This is a genomic window from Kitasatospora nipponensis (genome assembly GCF_039528135.1).
Classification (GTDB): Bacteria; Actinomycetota; Actinomycetes; order Streptomycetales; family Streptomycetaceae; genus Kitasatospora; species Kitasatospora nipponensis.
Genome location: NZ_BAAALF010000368.1, coordinates 1 through 3,112 on the forward strand (window position 1 = coordinate 1; position 3,112 = coordinate 3,112).

Consider the following 3,112-nt stretch of genomic DNA (forward strand, 5'->3'; position numbering starts at 1 on the left):
CCTAAGCCCGCTTGCCCTCCGACTTGGCCGGCAGCGCGGCGTACTGGGCGAGCAGCAGGTCGGTGGCCGCCACCGCCCGGGTGCGCAGGGGCAGGTCGGGGTCGCTCCTGGGATCGGCCTTGCCGCCGCCCGCAGCGCCGGGTCGGGAGCCGGAACCGGCACCCGAGCTCGTGCAGGCGGCCAGCAGCCCGGCCGCGGCCAGGGTCCCGGCGGTCAGGAAGGTCCGCCGACTGGGGGACGGCATCGACGCGCTCCCGTGTGGTCGTGCGGGAGCCACGACTGTCCCCCGCGGTGCTGATGGCGCTGCTGGTCGGGGTCGCGCACGAGCCCTCCCGCCCGCTTGGACGGTATCGCCCCCCCGCGCGGCCGCCCACCGCGGGGCGGCCGGGACACGGTGGGCAGCCGCCCGCTGCCCGGAATCGGCGGTTCGGGGGTCGACCCGATAGGCTTTGGCCGAGTTACGACCTTCTGACAACAGCAGACGCGGCCGAGGAGTCACCCGGATGAGCACCACCCCCACCGATCGGTTGCGTGCTTTGTTGGAGCCGCTGGCCGAGCAGGCGGGCCTGGACCTTGAGGACGTCAGGGTGAGCCAGGCCGGCAGCCGCCGCCAGGTGCAGATCGACGTGGACGCCGACGGCGGTGTGGACCTCGACGCGATCGCCGCCTTCAGCCGCGAGATCGGCCAGGCCCTGGACGCCTCCGACGTGATGGGCGCCGCCGCGTACGTGCTGGAGGTCGGCTCGCCGGGCGTGGACCGCCCGATCACCGAGCCCCGTCACTGGCGGCGCAACACCGGCCGGCTGGTCAAGGTCCAGCTGGTCGACGGCGGCGAGATCGTCGCCCGGGTCCTGGAGATCGACGAGGCCGGCGCGCTGGTCGAGGTGCAGCCGGTCAAGGGCCGGGGCCGCGCCAAGGAGCGCCGGCTGGAGTTCGCCGAGGTCGCCAAGGCCCGGATCCAGGTGGAGTTCAACCGCAAGGAGGACGAGCAGCTGCTCGCCGACGCGGACGACGCCACCGAGGACCTTGACGAGGACGCCGACGACCTCGACGACGACGCGGCCGACGACACAGACGACACCGACGGTGCGGACGACGAGTCCGTCACCGCCGAGCAGTGAGCAAGAGAAGAGCAGAGGAGGCGTAGCCGTGGACATCGACATGAGTGCCCTGCGTGGGCTGGTGACCGAGAAGAACATCCCGTTCGACCTTTTGGTCGAGTCGATCGAGTCGGCGCTCCTCATCGCGTACCACCGGACCGAGGGCTCGCGCCGTCGTGCCCGGGTCGAGCTGAACCGCAAGACCGGGCACGTCACGGTGTGGGCGCTGGAGGACGCGAGCGAGCTGGACGAGGGCGTCGAGCCCAAGGAGTTCGACGACACCCCGAGCGGCTTCGGCCGGATCGCCGCGAGCACCGCCAAGCAGGTGATCCTGCAGCGACTGCGCGACGCCGCCGACGACCAGACCTTCGGCGAGTACGCGGGCAAGGAGGGCGACATCGTCACCGGTGTCGTCCAGCAGGGCAGCGACCCCAAGAACGTGCTGGTGGACATCGGCAAGCTGGAGGCCATCCTGCCTCCGCAGGAGCAGGTCCCCGGCGAGGAGTACAAGCACGGCACCCGGCTGCGCAGCTACGTGGTGGCCGTGCGCCGGGGCGTGCGCGGTGCTTCGGTGACGCTCTCGCGCACCCACCCCAACCTGGTGAAGAAGCTCTTCGCGCTGGAGGTCCCGGAGATCGCCGACGGCAGCGTCGAGATCGCCGCGATCGCCCGCGAGGCCGGCCACCGGACCAAGATCGCCGTCTACTCGCGGCGGTCGGGCCTCAACGCCAAGGGCGCCTGCATCGGCCCGATGGGCGGCCGGGTGCGCAACGTGATGGCCGAGCTGCACGGCGAGAAGATCGATATCGTGGACTGGTCCGAGGACCCGGCCGAGATGGTGGCCAGCGCGCTGTCCCCCGCCCGGGTGACGAAGGTCGAGATCGTGGACTACGCGCAGCGCTCCGCACGGGTGATCGTGCCGGACTACCAGCTGTCGCTGGCGATCGGCAAGGAGGGCCAGAACGCCCGCCTGGCCGCCCGCCTGACGGGCTGGCGGATCGACATCCGCCCGGACACCGAGGTCGCCGACCCGGCGGCGGACGGGGAATCCTCCGCCGAGTGATCATGTTGTCGTATGACAGTCGCAGCCCCGTCCGGATCGGCGGGGCCGCGGTCACTGCCCGTGGAGGGGTAGACTTGATGGTGTCCGGCCGGACGCGTGTCCGCGCATGCCCAGAACGCACCTGCGTGGGCTGCCGCAAGCGAGCGGCCAAGCACGAGCTGTTGCGAGTCACGGCGGTTGAGGGTCTCTGCGTCCCTGATCCCCGTGCTTCGCTGCCTGGCCGGGGCGCGTACCTGCACCCCGACCCGGCCTGTCTCGACCTGGCGGTCCGCCGCCGGGCGTTCCCGAGGGCCTTGCGGCTCCAGGGCACGCTCGACACGGCAGGACTGCGCGAACACGTCGCGGCCACCGCAGAACGCGCCCCGGCGTCCTGAGGCCCAGGAACATCTGGGCCGCTCGGGTTCGCCTGGAGGGCACGACCCCGCCGAGCGGGGAGAACCACCGCACAGAGCACGGCGCGCGCACCTCGGTGCGGCACGCCACCAGTCAGGTACCTCGCGAGATGGAAGTAGGTCGAGATTGCGATGAGCACTCGATGAGTACGCGATGAGTACGCCCATGAAGTAGCGACGGTCCGGCGGACGAACACCCCGGACTTATAGACAGGAGCGAAGTGGCTAAGGTCCGGGTATATGAGCTCGCCAAGGAGTTGGGCTTGGAGAGCAAGGCCGTCATGGCCAAGCTCACCGAGCTGGGCGAGTTCGTCCGTTCGGCGTCCTCGACGATCGAGGCGCCGGTCGTGCGCAAGTTGACTGATGCTTTGGGAGCGACGCCGCCTTCCGGTGGCGCGTCCGCCAAGCCTGGCCCGCGGAAGCCCGCGGCGCCCACGCCCGCCGGTACCACCGGCGCGGCAGCACCCAAGCCGGGTGCCCCCAGCCCTGGTCCGCGGCCCGCCGCGACCCCGGGTCCCCGTCCGACCCCGGCCGCCGCGGCTCCCGCCGCCCCGGCC

General features: G+C 71.8%; 5 protein-coding genes. 4 read left to right on the forward strand and 1 reads right to left on the reverse strand.

The features are described 5' to 3' along the window. Position 1: 1 nt before the first annotated feature. Positions 2 to 244: a hypothetical protein gene (locus ABD323_RS40195; RefSeq protein WP_344447067.1), complete on the reverse strand. Its 243-nt coding sequence runs from the start codon at positions 242 to 244 to the stop codon at positions 2 to 4. A 259-nt stretch (positions 245 to 503) separates the two neighbouring features. Between ABD323_RS40195 and rimP the strand changes: the two genes are divergently transcribed. From rimP to ABD323_RS40215, 4 genes are all read left to right on the forward strand, one after another. Beyond that, a complete protein-coding gene (rimP, locus tag ABD323_RS40200) occupies positions 504 to 1,121 on the forward strand; it encodes a ribosome maturation factor RimP (protein ID WP_344447068.1) in 618 nt (205 codons plus the stop codon). Positions 1,122 to 1,149: 28 nt separating this feature from the next. Further along, on the forward strand, positions 1,150 to 2,163 hold the full coding sequence (gene nusA / locus ABD323_RS40205; RefSeq protein WP_344447069.1) for a transcription termination factor NusA: 1,014 nt from the start codon (positions 1,150 to 1,152) through the stop codon (positions 2,161 to 2,163). 80 nt (positions 2,164 to 2,243) lie between these two features. Then, positions 2,244 to 2,537, forward strand: a complete 294-nt coding sequence (locus tag ABD323_RS40210) for a YlxR family protein (protein ID WP_344447071.1) — start codon at positions 2,244 to 2,246, stop codon at positions 2,535 to 2,537. 239 nt (positions 2,538 to 2,776) lie between these two features. Next, on the forward strand, positions 2,777 to 3,112 hold a 336-nt coding region (locus ABD323_RS40215), incomplete at its 3' end, for a translation initiation factor IF-2 N-terminal domain-containing protein (protein ID WP_344447070.1).